Here is a 15,953-nt window from a genome sequence, read left to right as displayed (position 1 = left end):
GTGAGTTGCTGGACCGTACGCGTGCGGTGGATCTGGCTGCGTTTGATCATCAGGATCTGCCGTTCGAGCGGTTGGTGGAGGAACTCCAGCCTGCCCGCTCCCTCGCCCGCAACCCCCTCTTCCAGGTCACCGTCGCGGCCAAGGACGGTGAGGAATCGCCGCTCCGCCTGGGCGACTTGGAAACCGAGGTCGTCGACCGCACTCTCAACGTGATCAAATTCGACCTCGAATTCACCGCGGAGGAGCGGTACACCGCCGACGGCGGCTGCGAGGGACTGCACCTCCTCGTCGGCTATGCCGCCGATCTCTTCGATCCCGGATCCGCCAGGCTCATCGGCGAGCGGCTGTGCAGGGTCCTGGAGCAGGCGGCCGAGCACCCGGAGACGCCGATCCAGCAGATCGAGGTGACCACGGAGCAGGAACGGGCCGCACTGCTCGCGAGGGGAGCCGGCCGGGTCACCTCGCGGCCGCCGGTGTCGGTGGTGGAGGCGTTCGCCGCGCAAGTGGCCAGGACACCGGACAAGGTGGCCCTGGAATCGGGCGGGACAAGGCTGACCTACGCCGAACTCGATGCCCGGTCCGACCACTTGGCGGCGATCCTGGCGGAGCGCGGAGTTGGACCCGAGTCCTTTGTGCCGCTGCTGATGAGCCGCTCCGCCGAGCTGGTCGTGGCCACCCTGGCCATCCTCAAGGCGGGCGGGGCGTACCTGCCCGTGCACACCGCCTACCCGTTGGCGCGCATGCGCCGGGTGGTGGAGAGCGGGTCCGGCCCGGTCCTGCTGACGGACGAGGCGCACCGGGAATCCCCGCTCGTCGCGGGACTGGCCCCGGGCGGGCCCGAGGTGCTGGTCGTCACCGCGGATCATGCCGGTCCGCAGGCGGGTGGCAGGCCCGCATGGCGGCCCGCGGCCGTGGCACCCGAGGGGGCGGCGTATGTGGTGTTCACCTCCGGCTCCACCGGGGAGCCCAAGGGCATCACCATCACCCACCAGGGAGTGATGGACCTCGCCTGCGACCCCTCCTGGCAGGTCGGGGAGACCGCCCGGGTGCTCTTCCATTCCCCGCACGCCTTCGACGCCTCGATCTATGAGCTCTGGACGCCACTGCTGCACGGCGGCTGTGTCGTCGTCGCCCCTCCCGGAGATCTGGACGCGTATGCGCTGAGGGACCTGATCACCACCTGCGGAATCACCCATCTGTCCCTCACCGCGGGGCTGTTCCGGGTGGTGGCCGAGGACCTTGGCGACTGTCTGGCCCGGCTGACCGAGGTCACCACCGGTGGAGACGTCATATCCCCGCAAGCGGTGGCACATGTGCTGGAGCGCTGCCCCGGCACCGTCGTCCGTACCACCTACGGTCCGACCGAGATGACCTTGTGCGCCACCGGGCACCCGTACACCGGCGGGCAGCGGCACAACATCGGCAGCACCGTGCCGCTGGGCGAGCCGCTGGACAACACCTCTCTCCTCGTCCTGGACGACTGGCTGGTTCCGGTACCGGCCGGTGTGCCGGGCGAGCTGTATCTGGCGGGCGCGGGGCTGGCACGGGGGTACGTGGGCCTGCCGGGGCTGACGGCCTCCCGGTTCGTGGCGAACCCGTTCGGGTCCGCGGGTGCCCGGATGTACCGCACCGGCGATCTGGCGCGCTGGAGCACCGACGGCCGGCTGATCTTCCTGGGGCGCACGGACGACCAGGTGAAGGTGCGGGGGTTCCGGGTCGAACTGGGAGAGGTCGAAGCGGTGCTTGCGCAGTGCCCGACGGTGGGGCAGGCGGCGGTGGTGGTACGGGAGGAACAGCCCGGCGACCAGCGCCTGGTGGCCTATGTGGTGCCCGCCGGGGACGGCGGACCGGACCTTGCCGCGGTGCGGGCGAAGCTGGCCGGGACGCTGCCCGACTACATGATCCCGTCGGCGTTCGTGACCCTGGAGGCGCTGCCCGTCACCGCGAACGGAAAGCTGGACCGTGCCGCGCTGCCCGCCCCGCGGTACGGAGCGACGGGCGAGCGCCGGGCGCCGCGCAACGACCGGGAAGAACTATTGTGCCGGTTGTTCGCCGAGACCCTCGGGCTGGACGGGGTCGGTATCGACGACGGCTTCTTCGACCTGGGCGGCCATTCCCTCCTGGCGATCCGGCTGGTGAACCGGCTGCGCACCATGCTCGGTATCGATCTCGGGGTACGCACCCTCTTCGAGGCACCCACGGTCGAGGCCCTGGCCGAGGTGATCGGGAAGTCCTCCGCGCGCCCGGCCCGGCCGGTACTGCGGCGCCGGGCGGGTGCGGGCGCCTGAAGCCGGTCCCGCCGGGCGGAACAGGGGCGTTCCGCGGATCCCCTTACCCTTGAGGGATGACCAGCAGCAGCGACCGGAGCAGTGACGTGCGTTCACCCAAGACCTACCTCGTACGCACCTACGGGTGCCAGATGAACGTCCACGACTCCGAGCGGCTGTCCGGCCTGCTGGAGGACGCGGGGTACATGCGCGCACCCGAGGGCACCGCCGAGGGCGACGCCGACGTCGTTGTCTTCAACACCTGCGCGGTGCGGGAGAACGCCGACAACAAGCTGTACGGCAACCTCGGCCGGCTGGCCCCGGTGAAGACGAAGCGGCCGGGCATGCAGATCGCCGTCGGCGGCTGTCTCGCGCAGAAGGACCGCGACACCATCGTGAAGAAGGCCCCCTGGGTCGACGTCGTCTTCGGCACGCACAACATCGGCCAGCTGCCCGTGCTGCTGGAGCGGGCGCGGATCCAGGAAGAGGCCCAGGTCGAGATCGCCGAGTCGCTGGAGGCGTTCCCCTCGACCCTGCCGACGCGCCGCGAGAGCGCCTACGCGGCGTGGGTGTCGATCTCCGTCGGCTGCAACAACACCTGCACCTTCTGTATCGTCCCGGCGCTGCGCGGCAAGGAGAAGGACCGCCGCCCCGGCGACATCCTCGCCGAGGTCGAGGCGCTCGTCGCCGAGGGCGTCAGCGAGATCACCCTGCTCGGCCAGAACGTCAACGCCTACGGCTCCGACATCGGCGACCGCGAGGCGTTCTCCAAGCTGCTGCGCGCCTGCGGCAAGGTCGAGGGCCTCGAGCGCGTCCGCTTCACCTCGCCGCACCCGCGCGACTTCACGGACGACGTGATCGCCGCCATGGCCGAGACGCCGAACGTGATGCCGCAGCTGCACATGCCGCTGCAGTCCGGCTCGGACACCGTCCTCAAGGCGATGCGCCGTTCGTACCGCCAGGAGCGCTTCCTCGGCATCATCGAGAAGGTGCGCGCCGCCATGCCGGACGCCGCCATCTCCACCGACATCATCGTGGGCTTCCCCGGCGAGACCGAGGAGGACTTCGAGCAGACCATGCACGTGGTGCGCGAGGCCCGCTTCGCGAACGCCTTCACCTTCCAGTACTCCAAGCGCCCCGGTACCCCGGCCGCCGAGATGGGCGGGCAGATCCCCAAGGAGGTCGTGCAGGCGCGCTACGAGCGCCTGGTCGCCCTCCAGGAGGAGATCTCCTGGGAGGAGAACAAGAAGCAGGTCGGCAGGGTTCTCGAGGTCATGGTCGCCGAGGGCGAGGGCCGCAAGGACGACGCCACGCAGCGCCTGTCCGGACGGGCCCCCGACAACCGCCTGGTCCACTTCACCAAGCCCGGTGAGCCGGTCCGCCCGGGCACTGCGTCTGATGGCGCCGGGCTCGCTCCGCGACCCGGCGACGTGGTGACCGTCGAGATCACCTACGCCGCCCCGCACCACCTGCTCGCCGAGGGCCCGGCCCAGGCCGTGCGCCGTACGCGCGCGGGCGACGCGTGGGAGAAGCGCAACGCCGCGGAGGCCGCCAAGCCGAAGGGCGTCATGCTCGGCATCCCCGCCATCGGTGCCCCGGCTCCCATGCCCGCCCCGGCCGCCGCGGGCTGCTGCGGCGACTGATCGTTCCGGGGGCGGGGGCGTTATCGTTCCCGCATGCTCGTAGCCGCTGCCGTATGCCCCTGCCCGCCGTTGCTGGTTCCCGAGGTCGCCTCGGGAGCCGCGTCCGAGCTGGACGCGCTGCGGGCCGCCTGCCTGGACGCGGTGGCGGTGGCGGCCGCCGCCCGGCCCGACCGGCTCCTCGTCGTCGCCCCCGCCGCGGCGGGCGGACCGTACCCGCAGGGCTCCGCCGGCTCGTTCCGGGACTTCGGCGTGGCGCTGGACGTACGGCTGGGGCAGGGGGACCCCGCCGGTGAGCGCGCGCTGCCGCCGTCACTGGCGGTCGCGGCCTGGCTGCTGGAACGCACGGGCTGGTCGGCCGCGCCGGTGAGCGGGCTGGCCGTGGAGGAGCGCCTGGAGACCGCGCAGTGCCTGCTCCGGGGCCGCGAGACGGCCGCCGGGGACGAGCGGCTGGCGCTGCTGGTGATGGGCGACGGCAGCGCCTGCCGGAGCCTGAAGGCGCCGGGCTACCTCGACGAGCGCGCCGAGCCCTTCGACGCGGGCTGCGCCCGGGCCCTGGGCGCGGCCGACACCGCCGCGCTGGCCGCGCTCGACGCCGGGCTGGCGCTCGAGCTGAAGGCCGCCGGGCGCGCGCCCTGGCAGCTGCTCGCGGGCGCGGCGGAGGGCGCCGGGCTGCAGGGGCAGCTGCTGTACGACGAGGCGCCGTACGGCGTCGGCTACCACGTCGCCGCCTGGTCGTAGGGCCTGGTCGCAGGCCGTACCGGACATGGCGAAGGCCGCGGAGCGCTCGCTCCGCGGCCTTCGCCGACCGGTGCCTCAGGAGGTGCCGGAGCGGCCGTCCTTGCCGTCGTTCTCGGCGAGCTTGCCCAGGGCCTCCTTGGCCTTGCCCGTGCCGGTCCGGATCTGGCTGGAATACTTGCCCTCGGTCTTCGTGTCGACCGCCTGCGCGGCCTGGTCGAGCTTCTGCTCGATCACCTCTCCGTGCTGCTGCACGAAATCGCCGACCTTGTCCTTGACCGGACCGAGCTTGGCCTTGAAGTCGTCGAACAGACCCATGGGGCACCTACCTTCGTCATTCCCGTATCAAACGCAACGGCTAGTTGCGGGCGCCCTCGCCGGCCTCGCTGTCGGCCGCGGCCTCCGCGGACTGCTGCTTGGGGATCTCGACCCCCTCGCCGTCCTCGGCAGCCTCGCCCTCGGCCTGGGCCGCCGGCTCGGTGCCGGACTCCTCCGGCTCCGCCCCGGGCGTCTCGGCAGCGTCCGCCGATTCCGCCGTCTGGGTGGCAGCCACGGCCTCTTCCGTTGACGCCTCCGACTTCCGACGGCGAAACCTTGAAAACACGCCCATATCAACTCCATTACCTTACTGGTGTGAGCGAAATCCCGTGTGGCCCGGAGCGTTTCACTGCACTGCTTCCGGACACCGGACCGTGAACCGGCTGTCGGAACCTCGCAACAGGCAACGAACCCGGCGGCGTCGCGTCACGTAGCTCGTTCGAGGGCCGCTGCGGAGGTTTGCGAGACTGGTCAGGTGAGAAACGCACTTCCCGTACCCCGGGTCATCGCCGTCGTCGGACCCACGGCAGCAGGCAAGTCCGACCTCGGCGTCGCGCTGGCCCGGCACCTGGGCGGCGAGGTCGTCAACGCCGACTCGATGCAGCTCTACCGTGGCATGGACATCGGCACCGCCAAGCTGACGCTCGAGGAGCGGCACGGGGTGCCGCACCACCTGCTCGACATCTGGGACGTGACCGAGTCCGCCAGCGTCGCCGAGTACCAGCGGCTGGCGCGCGCCGAGATCGACCGGCTGCTCGCCGAGGGCCGCACCCCCGTGCTCGTCGGCGGCTCCGGCCTCTACATCAAGGGCGCCATCGACGCCCTCGAGTTCCCCGGCACCGACCCCGCCGTGCGCGCCCGCCTGGAGGAGGAGCTGGCCGAACGCGGACCCGGCGTCCTGCACGCACGGCTCGCCGCGGCGGACCCGGCCGCCGCCCGCTCGATCCTCCCCGGCAACGGCCGCCGCATCGTGCGGGCCCTCGAGGTCATCGAGATCACCGGCAAGCCCTTCACCGCCAACCTGCCCGGCGAGACGCCCGTGTACGACGCCCTGCAGATCGGCGTCGACGTGGAACGCCCCGAACTGGACGAGCGGATCACCACGCGCGTCGACCGCATGTGGGAGGACGGGCTCGTCGACGAGGTCCGCGCGCTGGAGCGCGTGGGGCTGCGCGAGGGACTGACGGCATCCCGCGCGCTCGGCTACCAGCAGGTGCTCGCGTTCCTCGCGGGGGAGTGCTCCGAGGAGGCCGCGCGCGAGGAGACCGTGCGCGCGACGAAGCGGTTCGCCCGCCGCCAGGACTCGTGGTTCCGGCGGGACTCGCGCGTCCGCTGGCTCAGCGGAGCCGCCGACCGGCGCGGGGAACTCGCCCCGCAGGCGCTGGCGTTGGTCGAACGAGCGGTCACAGCCTGATCACGTGATGGCATCGGGAAGTGCCACGTGGCATTCCGGCCCCGCGGAGCGTGCCATCATCAAGTTTCGAGCGAGCCGTGAAGACCGGGTTGGGAGGGCGCGTGGCGATGGAGGCCGGCCCTCGTGACAGACCGCAACAGCAGTCCCACTCAGAACCGGAGGCACTGACGCCGGACGGCCCGGAGGACACTCCGGAGACCCCCGCGGACACCACCGCACCCGAGTCGTTCCGGGAACTCAGGCCGCAGCGCAGACTGCGCCTGTGGCAGCTCGCGCCGATCGTCGTGCTGGCGGCCCTCGGCTCGCTGATGTTCGCCTTCCCGCTCGCCTTCGAGTTCGGCGACGGCGGCCCCGTCGTCGCCATGCTCGGACTGCTCATCAGCTGCTGCGCCGCGGGCTGGGGCGTGATGGCCGCCCGCCGCGTCGGCTACGCCTGGCCCGGCCTGCCGCAGCGCGGCTCGGGGCGCCGTCCGGACTGGCGGTACGTCGCCTCGTACACCGCGGTCGTCGCCGTCGCGGTCGTGCTCGCCGTCTGGCGCGTCGCGCGGCTCCGCTGAGGGACCGCCCGCGTGCACGGGTTCCGGCCACCCGTACCATCGACAACGTGACCATCGCGCAAATCGCCTTCCTCAAGGGCCACGGCACCGAGAACGACTTCGTGATCATCCCGGACTTCGACGGGAGGATCGAGCTGGGCCCGGACGCGGTCGCGCGGCTCTGCGACCGGCGCGCGGGCATCGGCGCGGACGGCGTGCTGCGGGTCGTACGGTCCGCGGCGCACTCCGAGGCGCGTGCGATGGCCGGCGAGGCCGAGTGGTTCATGGACTACCGCAACAGCGACGGCAGCATCGCCGAGATGTGCGGCAACGGCGTCCGCGTCTTCGCGCGTTACCTCCAGCACGCGGGCCTCGCCGAGGCGGGCGACGTCGCGATCGCGACCCGGGCCGGCGTCCGCCGCGCCCACATAGCCAAGGCGGGCCCCGACGGCGAGCCCGGCGGCGTCACCGTCTCGATGGGCCGGGCCGAGCTGCCCGCGGGAGAGGTCACCGTCTCCGTCGGCGAGCGGACGTGGCCCGCGCGCAACGTCAACATGGGCAACCCGCACGCCGTGTCCTTCGTCGAGGACCTCGCCGATGCCGGGAACCTGTACGACGCCCCCGCGGTCAGCCCCGCGTCCGCCTACCCGGACGGCACCAACGTCGAGTTCGTCGTCGACCGCGGCCCGCGGCACGTGGCGATGCGCGTGCACGAGCGGGGCTCCGGCGAGACCCGCTCCTGCGGCACGGGCGCCTGCGCGGTGATGGTCGCGACGGCCCGCCGGGACGGCGCCGACCCGGCCGCCCTCGGCCACCCCGTCTCGTACACCGTGGACGTGCCCGGCGGGCGTCTGGTGATCAGTGAGCACCCGGACGGCACGGTCGAGATGACCGGCCCCGCCGTCATCGTCGCGGAGGGCGTCCTCGACGCGTCCTGGCTGCGCACCGTCGCCGCCTGAAGTCGCCGCCTGAGGTCGCCGGGCGGGGGCACCTCCCTCGAATGGGTGATCCGGTTCACTCTGGGCGAGAGGGGGTGAGCGGTGCGTGATGGGGTCGGTAGCATCAAGCACCGGTCTGGAGGCGTGAGCCGACCACCGGTCGATGCTGCCGGAGGTGCCCATGAGCGCAGAGGCCACGAACGAAGGTGCTCCCCGCCGCAGGCGCGGCCGCCGGATCGACCTGAGACGGCTGGGGCGTGCGGCGCTCGGCGGCTCCGGTGCGCGCGGCAGACTGCCGGATGCCATCGACCACGTCGCCAAGGTGCACCGGGCCCACCATCCCGGCGCGGATCTCGACAACCTGCGCCGTGCCTACGTTCTCGCGGAGTCCTCCCACCGCGGCCAGATGCGCAAGAGCGGCGAGCCGTACATCACGCACCCGCTGGCCGTCACCCTGATCCTCGCCGAACTCGGCGCGGAGACCACGACCTTGACCGCCTCCCTCCTGCACGACACCGTCGAGGACACGGAGGTGACGCTCGATCAGGTCGGCGAGCAGTTCGGCGCCGAAGTGCGCTTCCTCGTCGACGGCGTCACCAAGCTGGAGAAGGTCGACTACGGCGCCGCGGCGGAGCCCGAGACCTTCCGCAAGATGCTGGTGGCGACCGGGAACGACGTCCGCGTCATGTCCATCAAACTGGCCGACCGGCTGCACAACATGCGCACGCTCGGCGTGATGCGTCCCGAGAAACAGGTGCGCATCGCCAAGGTCACCCGCGATGTGCTGATCCCGCTCGCCGAGCGCCTGGGCGTGCAGGTGCTCAAGGCCGAACTGGAGGACCTCGTCTTCGCGATCCTCCACCCCGAGGAATACGCCCGCACACGCGACTTCGTCCTCGCACACGCCGGCAGGCCCGACCCGCTGCAGGCGACGGCCACGCGCGTACGGAGCGTCCTGCGGGAGGCCGGAATCGCCGGCCAAGTGCTCGTCCGTCCACGGCACTTCGTCTCCGTCCACCGGGTGCGGCTCAAGCGCGGCGAGCTGACCGGTTCCGATCTCGGCAGACTGCTCGTCCTCGTCACGGAGGACGCGGACTGCTATGCGGTCCTCGGCGAACTGCACACCTGCTTCACGCCGTTCATCTCGGAGTTCAAGGACTTCATCGCGGTACCGAAGTTCAACCTCTACCAGTCGCTGCACACCGCGATCGCGGGCGAAGGGGGCCAGGCCGCCGAAGTCCTCATCCGCACCCACCAGATGCACCGGGTCGCCGAGGCAGGCGTGATCGCCCTGGGGAATCCGTACGCGGCCCCGGAGGCGCCCGACGCGGCGGACGGGGAGCGCGCCGACCCGACCCGGCCCGGCTGGCTGTCACGGCTGCTGGACTGGCAGCGCGCCACCCCCGACCCCGACACCTTCTGGACCTCGCTGCGCGACGAGCTCGCCCAGGACCGTGAGGTCACCGTCTTCCGCGCCGACGGCGGCACGATCGGCCTTCCAGCGGGCTCGAGTTGCATCGACGCGGCGTACGCGCACCACGGCGACCAGGGGCACAGCTGCATCGGCGCGTGCGTCAACGGCCGTCTGGTGCGGCTCAGCACCGTGCTGCGGGACGGCGACACCCTGCACCTGCTGATGTCCCCGGACACCTCCTCCGAACCCTCCCCGGAGTGGCTCGAGCACGCGCGCACACCGGCGGCACGGATCGCCATCGGCCGCTGGCTGGCCACGCATCCGGCGCCCGCGCCCGTCACCGCGGCAGTGCTCCCGTCGCCTCCGGTCCCCGCGCGGACCGCCACCCGTGCCGCCGCCCCCGTCGCACTCGGACCGGTCGCTGTCGTCGCCGGGGAAGCGGGCCCGGTGGCCGCAAGTGTGCGACTGGCGGGCTGTTGTACGCCCGTACCGCCCGACGAGGTCACCGGCTTCGCCGTGCGCGGCCGTACGGTCACCGTGCACCGCACCCAGTGCCCCGCGGTGACCCGGATGGTCACCGCCGGACGCGAACCCCTGGACGTGCACTGGCGCAGCACTGACGGAGCGGGAACGGGCGACTGCAGAGTCACGTTGCGGGCCGAATCGTTCAGCAGGCCGCATCTGCTCGCCGACCTCACGGAAGTCATCGCGGCGGAAGGCGCCGCCGTCATTTCGGCAGCGGTCGAACCCCCGCATGAACAGCGCGTACGGCACACCTACACCCTTCAACTGCCCGACGCCGCACACCTTCCGGAGCTGATGCGCGCGATGCGGCGGGTGCCCGGGGTCTACGACGTCGGCCGGGCGGGATGGCCGGTGACGGCACCGTTGTGACCCTGCCCGCAAAAACGCTCTTACGAGTGGGACGGCGCCGCGCCGCCGTCATGGCACCCCGGCGCGCTGGTAGCGGTGGACCATGCCGCACTCACCCGGGGAGCGTTCCCCCCAGCGCCGGCGGCGGGTACGCCGTGCCGCACTCGCCGCGACCGCAGCCCTGTTCGTCCTGGGGGCCGCCGCCCCGCCGCCCGTGCCGCTGGGGATCGGCGACCGGCTCTTCCCGTACCTCGGCAACCCCGGCTACCACGTCAGCGCCTACGACCTCTCCTTCCGCTACCACGGCAACGACCGTCCCCTCGACGCCGTGACCACCATCGACGCCCGGTCCACCGCCCGGCTGCGCCGCTTCAACCTGGACTTCGCCCGGGGCACCGTGAGGTCGGTCGAAGTCGACGGCATGCCCGCCGAGTTCACCCCCGTCGAGGAGGACCTGGTCGTCACCCCCGCGCATCCGGTGCCGCGCGGCAGGACGTTCACCGTCACCGTCCACCACACCAGCGATCCGGCGGGCGGCAAGGACGGCGGCTGGATCAAGACCGTCGACGGGCTCGTCATGGCCAACCAGGCCGACGCCGCGCACCGGGTGTTCCCGGGCAACGACCACCCGTCCGACAAGGCCTGGTTCACCTTCCATGTGACCGCCCCCAAGGACCTGACCGTCGTCGCCAACGGCCTGGCTCGCGGGCGCAGGACGGACGGCGGCGACACCACCTGGACGTACCGGACCCGCCATCCCATGGCCACCGAACTCGCGCAGATCGCCATCGGCAAGTTCGCCGTGCCCGAGCGCACCGGGCCGCACGGCCTGCCCGTGCGCGACGTGGTGCCCGCCGCCGACCGGCAGCAGCTCGAGACGTGGACGTCGAAGACGCCGGAGCAGATCGCGTGGATGGAGGGGAAGGTCGGCAAGTACCCCTTCGAGAACTACGGCGTGCTCATCGCCCAGGCGTCGACCGGCTTCGAACTCGAGACCCAGACCCTCTCGCTCTTCGAACTCGATCTGTTCAACAGGCCCCAGCTGCCCGCCTGGTACGTGGAGTCGGTGATGGTCCACGAGCTCGCCCACCAGTGGTTCGGCGACAGCGTCAGCCCGCGCACCTGGTCCGACCTCTGGCTCAACGAGGCCCACGCCACCTGGTACGAGTCGCTGTACGCCGAGGCGAAGGGCGGCCGCAAACTCGAGGACCGGATGCACCTCGCCTACGAGTACTCCGACGCCATGCGCGCCGACGGCGGGCCGCCCGCCGCCATCAAGGCGCCCGTACCGGGCAAGAAGATCAGCATCTTCCGGCCGGTGGTCTACGACGGCAGCGCGCTCATCCTCTACGCCCTGCGGCAGAAGATCGGCGAGGCCGCCTTCGACCGCTTCGAGCGCCTGTGGATCGCCACCCACCGCGACTCCACCGTCTCGACGGCCGACTTCGTCGCCCTGGCCTCCCGGGTCGCCGGCCGGAACCTCGAGTCCTTCCTGCGCCCCTGGCTGTACGACGCCACGACCCCGCCCATGCCCGGCCACCCCGACTGGAAGCCCACGCGTACGGTCGCGCGGAAACCCGCGTGACCGTACGGGCGCGGCGTGCGACCATCGACAGGTCGGCGGGACGGCACCCCGGGAATCTCCGGAGGCCGCCGGACGTTGTGGATGCCGAGACGAACAGACGAGCAAAGGATCACATGACCTCCACTTCTCCCCTTCCCCAGGACCGGCAGAACCTCCCGGAGGGTCTTCGGGCCGACGCCCTGATGGAAGAGGACGTCGCCTGGAGCCACGAGATCGACGGGGAACGCGACGGCGACCAGTACGACCGCTCCGAGCGCGCGGCACTGCGCCGCGTCGCCGGCCTCTCCACCGAGCTCGAGGACGTCACCGAGGTCGAGTACCGGCAGCTGCGCCTCGAGCGCGTCGTGCTGGTCGGCGTCTGGACGTCCGGCACCGTGCAGGACGCGGACAACTCCCTCGCGGAGCTCGCCGCCCTCGCCGAGACCGCGGGTGCCCAGGTGCTGGACGGCGTGACCCAGCGCCGTGACAAGCCCGACCCGGCCACGTACATCGGCTCCGGCAAGGCCCAGGAGCTGCGGGACATCGTCCTGGAGACCGGCGCCGACACCGTCGTGTGCGACGGTGAGCTCAGCCCCGGCCAGCTCATCCACCTCGAGGACGTCGTCAAGGTCAAGGTGGTCGACCGGACCGCCCTGATCCTCGACATCTTCGCCCAGCACGCCAAGTCCCGGGAGGGCAAGGCGCAGGTCTCGCTGGCACAGATGCAGTACATGCTGCCCAGGCTGCGCGGCTGGGGCCAGTCGCTCTCCCGGCAGATGGGCGGTGGCGGCTCCGGCTCGTCCGGCGGCGGCATGGCCACCCGTGGTCCCGGTGAGACCAAGATCGAGACGGACCGGCGGCGGATCCGCGAGAAGATGGCGAAGATGCGCCGGGAGATCGCGGAGATGAAGACCGGGCGCGACATCAAGCGCCAGGAGCGCCGCCGCAACAAGGTCCCCTCGGTCGCCATCGCCGGATACACCAACGCCGGCAAGTCCTCGCTGCTCAACCGGCTCACCGGTGCGGGTGTCCTGGTGGAGAACTCCCTGTTCGCCACCCTCGACCCGACCGTGCGCCGGGCGGAGACGCCCACCGGGCGGCTCTACACCCTCGCCGACACCGTCGGTTTCGTGCGCCACCTGCCGCACCACCTCGTCGAGGCGTTCCGCTCCACCATGGAGGAGGTCGGCGACTCCGACCTGATCCTGCACGTGGTGGACGGCTCGCACCCGGCGCCGGAGGAGCAGCTGGCGGCGGTGCGCGAGGTGATCCGCGAGGTGGGCGCGGTCGACGTGCCCGAGATCGTGGTGATCAACAAGGCGGACGCGGCCGATCCGCTGGTGCTCCAGCGGCTGCTGCGCATCGAGCGCCGCTCGATCGCGGTGTCGGCGCGCACGGGCGAGGGGATCGCGGAGCTGCTCGAGCTGATCGACGCCGAGCTTCCGCGTCCGGCCGTGCAGATCGAGGCGCTCGTGCCCTACACGCACGGCTCCCTGATCGCCCGGGTCCACGCCGACGGTGAGGTGCTCTCCGAGGAGCACACCGCGGAGGGCACCCTCGTCAGGGCGCGCGTGCACGAGGAGCTCGCCGCCGAGCTGCGGCGGTACGAGCCCGCGGCTCGCGCCTGAGACAGCGCGGAAGGGCCCGCACCCGGTGACGCCGGGTGCGGGCCCTTCGCATGAGTCCGTCTAGCCCTGGGAGGCGAACTTCTGGCTGATGGCGTCGTAGACGCCCTTGGCCTCCGGACCCAGGTGCGGGCCCGCCAGCCAGCGGCTGTCGGACGGGCCGATCGAGGTGTTGGAGACGAGCACCGCCTTGCCGTCGGGGCCCTTGGCGAACCAGCCGCCGCCCGACGAACCACCGGTCATCGTGCAGCCGATGCGGTACATCGTCGGCTGGGCGGGGGTCAGGGAGAGCCGGCCCGGCTTGTCGATGCAGTCGTACATCTTCTGGCCGTCGAAGGGCGGCGCGGCCGGGTAGCCCCAAGCGCCCATGGACTGGATGGACTTGACCTGCGGCGCGTTGAAGTCAACGGTCAGCGCGCTGCCGACCGTCTCCTCGAGCGACTTCCCGGTGCCGTTCTCCTGCTTCACGTGCAGCACGGAGAAGTCGTACGGAGCACCCGCACCACCGGTCTCGGCACCCTGGGAGATCCACTGCGACGAGGTCTGGGCCCAGTCCGCCCACCACACGCCGTTCGGCGCGACGTCCTGCACGGGCGCGCTGTTGACCTGGGCGCCGGGCAGGCCCTTGTCGTTGTAGGACGGCACGAAGGCGATGTTGCGGTACCAGCCGCCGGCCTTGCCCGCGTGCACGCAGTGGCCCGCCGTCCACACCATGTTGGACTTGCCGGGGTGCGCCGGGTCCTTGACGACCGTCGCCGAGCAGACCATGTGGCCCTGCGGGCTGTCGAAGAAGACCTTGCCGACCGGCGGGACGCTCGTGTGGTACGGCAGTTGGACGGCCTGGGCCTGCTTCGGCAGCGGCTCGGGGTCGGTCACGCCCTGGTCGCCGGCTCCGCCCGGGGCCGTGCCCGGGGCGTCCTTCGACGAGAACGTCTTGTCGCTGGAGTGGGCGTCCTTCATCGTGTCGGGCTTCCAATGGCCCTTGATGATGGGGTTGATGAAGTCCCGGGCCTCACGCAGCCAGCGGTCCTTGTCCCATTTCTTCCATTCGCCGTTCTTCCACTTCTCGATGTCCTGAAGGGTGATCCCCTTGGGCAGCTTGATGCTGTCGTCGCCCTGGCTCGCCGAGCTGGGCTTGTTGCCGGCCGCGGCCTCGTCGTCGGACGGGCCGCAGGCGGCGGCGGTCAGCGCCAGGGAGGCGGCGAGGGCCGCCGCGGCGAGCACACGCGATGCTCGCGACCCGGGGTGCCGGCGGGCAGCGGACGGGCGTTGGGATGGCATGGAGTGGAATCCCCCGATCTGTGCTTTTTGCTGATGCATGCGTGCTCCATGGGTGCACGGTGGGACTTGTCATGCACCGCCCCGGCAGAGGGGCAGGGCCACACTACGCCGGTGCCGGGGAGGACGGGGCCGGGCGGCCCTCCGGTTCCCCTCGAAGGATCTTGTCCCTCGCCCGTGTTCCCCGGCTCGCGGCGTCGTTGCTACGTACGGGGGACGAACAGCCGGTGTTCAGCAGTCAGGACGGAGGGCCCGGAGTCGTGGCCTCGAGCCAGTCACCGCCGAGGGTGTTGCCCGACGAGGCGTCAGCGAGCGGGTATGCCTGCTCGCTTCCCATCGTGCCGGTCCGCGCCCGGGGGCTGACGATCGAGGGCGCCGACGGCCGCCGCTATCTCGACTGCTTCCCCGGCGGCGGTGCGCTCGTGCTCGGCCACAACCACCCCGTGGTGCTCGAGGCCGTCCGGTCCGTCCTCGACTCGGACGCACCGCTGCATGTGCCCGGCCTGGCCACGCCGGTGGAGGACGCCTTCCGCGGCGAGCTGTTCGCCACGCTGCCCGGGGAGTTGGCCGGTTCGGCCCGCATCCGGTTCTGCGGGCCGACCGCGGCGGAGGCGGTGACCGCCGCGCAGGATCTCGTCCGGGCCACAACCGGGCGCGAGGGCCTGCTCGCCGCCCCGGACGGCCGGCTTCGCCGGCTGCGCGACATCGCCGCGGCCCGCGCGGTGCCCCTCGTCGTCGACGAGACGCGAACGGGCATGGGCCGCACGGGCGCCTTCTGGGCCGTCGAGCACAGCGGGGTGGTGCCCGATGCGATGGTCCTGTCCGAAGCCGTCGGCGGCGGCCTGCCCCTCGCCGCCGTCGTCCACCGGAGCGGCCTGGACCCCGGCCCGCCCGACGACTGCGCCAGCCCGTTCCGGGGCAACCAGCTGGCCATGGCCGCGGGCGCGGCCGCGGTGCGGTTCGTCAGGGAGAACGGCCTCGCCGGGCGGGCGCGGGTGCTCGGCGAGCGCATGCTCCGCAAGCTGCGGCGGCTCGCGGGGGAGCACGAGTGCGTCGGCGAGGTGCGGGGCCGCGGGCTCATGATCGACGTCGAGCTCACCGGCCCGGAGGCGGCCGCCTCCGTGCGGCAGGCATCCCTGGAGCGCGGCCTGATCGTCGGGCTGGACGGCCAACACCCCCGTCTCGTCCGCCTCCTGCCGCCCCTCACCATCACGGACGAACAGACCGAGGCGGTGCTCGACAGACTCTCCGACGCTCTCGCCGCGCTCTCGCGTGCGGGCAGCCCCGTGTTCAGCAAGCCGAAGGAGGCAGGCGCAGCAACTCCGGCCTGACCGCCGTGACATGTGTG

Annotated in this window: 13 protein-coding genes; 10 read left to right on the top strand and 3 right to left on the bottom strand. The window is 71.9% G+C overall.

Annotated elements, in window-relative coordinates:
• The 3 genes from ACV530_RS21550 to ACV530_RS21540 form a co-directional block, all read left to right on the top strand.
• Positions 1–2,288: non-ribosomal peptide synthetase (locus ACV530_RS21550; protein WP_494334209.1), on the top strand; the 2,288-nt coding region annotated here is incomplete at its 5' end.
• A 56-nt stretch (positions 2,289–2,344) separates the two neighbouring features.
• Positions 2,345–3,910 (top strand): tRNA (N6-isopentenyl adenosine(37)-C2)-methylthiotransferase MiaB, encoded by a 1,566-nt coding sequence (miaB, locus tag ACV530_RS21545; protein WP_494334208.1) that lies wholly within the window; start codon positions 2,345–2,347, stop codon positions 3,908–3,910.
• A gap of 33 nt (positions 3,911–3,943) precedes the next feature.
• Positions 3,944–4,648: a class III extradiol dioxygenase subunit B-like domain-containing protein gene (locus tag ACV530_RS21540; protein ID WP_494334207.1), complete on the top strand. Its 705-nt coding sequence runs from the start codon at positions 3,944–3,946 to the stop codon at positions 4,646–4,648.
• A 75-nt stretch (positions 4,649–4,723) separates the two neighbouring features.
• On the opposite strand, the gene ACV530_RS21535 is transcribed toward ACV530_RS21540, so the two are convergent.
• Positions 4,724–4,963, bottom strand: a complete 240-nt coding sequence (locus ACV530_RS21535) for an antitoxin (RefSeq protein WP_494334206.1) — start codon at positions 4,961–4,963, stop codon at positions 4,724–4,726.
• Between the two features lie 40 nt (positions 4,964–5,003).
• Positions 5,004–5,198, bottom strand: coding sequence for a gliding motility protein (locus ACV530_RS21530; protein ID WP_494334205.1), 195 nt, complete (start codon positions 5,196–5,198; stop codon positions 5,004–5,006).
• Positions 5,199–5,438: 240 nt separating this feature from the next.
• Between ACV530_RS21530 and miaA the strand changes: the two genes are divergently transcribed.
• The 6 genes from miaA to hflX all read left to right on the top strand — a co-directional run bounded on the left by miaA (position 5,439) and on the right by hflX (position 13,330).
• Positions 5,439–6,377 carry a tRNA (adenosine(37)-N6)-dimethylallyltransferase MiaA gene (gene miaA, locus ACV530_RS21525; RefSeq protein WP_494334204.1) on the top strand — a complete coding sequence of 313 codons (939 nt, stop codon included), beginning with the start codon at positions 5,439–5,441 and terminating at the stop codon, positions 6,375–6,377.
• Between the two features lie 107 nt (positions 6,378–6,484).
• The gene (locus tag ACV530_RS21520) at positions 6,485–6,934 is read left to right on the top strand and encodes a hypothetical protein (protein ID WP_494334215.1); all 450 of its coding nucleotides are present in this window, start codon (positions 6,485–6,487) and stop codon (positions 6,932–6,934) included.
• Between the two features lie 47 nt (positions 6,935–6,981).
• Positions 6,982–7,872, top strand: coding sequence for a diaminopimelate epimerase (dapF, locus tag ACV530_RS21515; protein ID WP_494334203.1), 891 nt, complete (start codon positions 6,982–6,984; stop codon positions 7,870–7,872).
• A gap of 160 nt (positions 7,873–8,032) precedes the next feature.
• Entirely contained in the window at positions 8,033–10,159 is a 2,127-nt protein-coding gene (locus ACV530_RS21510) for a RelA/SpoT family protein (protein WP_494334202.1), read from the top strand.
• 82 nt (positions 10,160–10,241) lie between these two features.
• Positions 10,242–11,723 carry a M1 family metallopeptidase gene (locus tag ACV530_RS21505; RefSeq protein WP_494334201.1) on the top strand — a complete coding sequence of 494 codons (1,482 nt, stop codon included), beginning with the start codon at positions 10,242–10,244 and terminating at the stop codon, positions 11,721–11,723.
• A 113-nt stretch (positions 11,724–11,836) separates the two neighbouring features.
• The gene (hflX, locus tag ACV530_RS21500) at positions 11,837–13,330 is read left to right on the top strand and encodes a GTPase HflX (protein WP_494334200.1); all 1,494 of its coding nucleotides are present in this window, start codon (positions 11,837–11,839) and stop codon (positions 13,328–13,330) included.
• 60 nt (positions 13,331–13,390) lie between these two features.
• On the opposite strand, the gene ACV530_RS21495 is transcribed toward hflX, so the two are convergent.
• Positions 13,391–14,608: a trypsin-like serine peptidase gene (locus tag ACV530_RS21495; RefSeq protein WP_494334199.1), complete on the bottom strand. Its 1,218-nt coding sequence runs from the start codon at positions 14,606–14,608 to the stop codon at positions 13,391–13,393.
• 335 nt (positions 14,609–14,943) lie between these two features.
• Here ACV530_RS21495 and ACV530_RS21490 point away from each other — a divergent pair, with 335 nt between their 5' ends.
• Positions 14,944–15,936: an aminotransferase class III-fold pyridoxal phosphate-dependent enzyme gene (locus ACV530_RS21490; protein ID WP_494334198.1), complete on the top strand. Its 993-nt coding sequence runs from the start codon at positions 14,944–14,946 to the stop codon at positions 15,934–15,936.
• The last annotated feature ends 17 nt before the right edge of the window (positions 15,937–15,953 follow it).

The organism is Streptomyces sp. SX-6, from assembly GCF_059089585.1.
The sequence above is the reverse complement of the archived record's forward strand: the minus strand, read 5'-3'. Positions and strand labels throughout refer to the sequence as shown.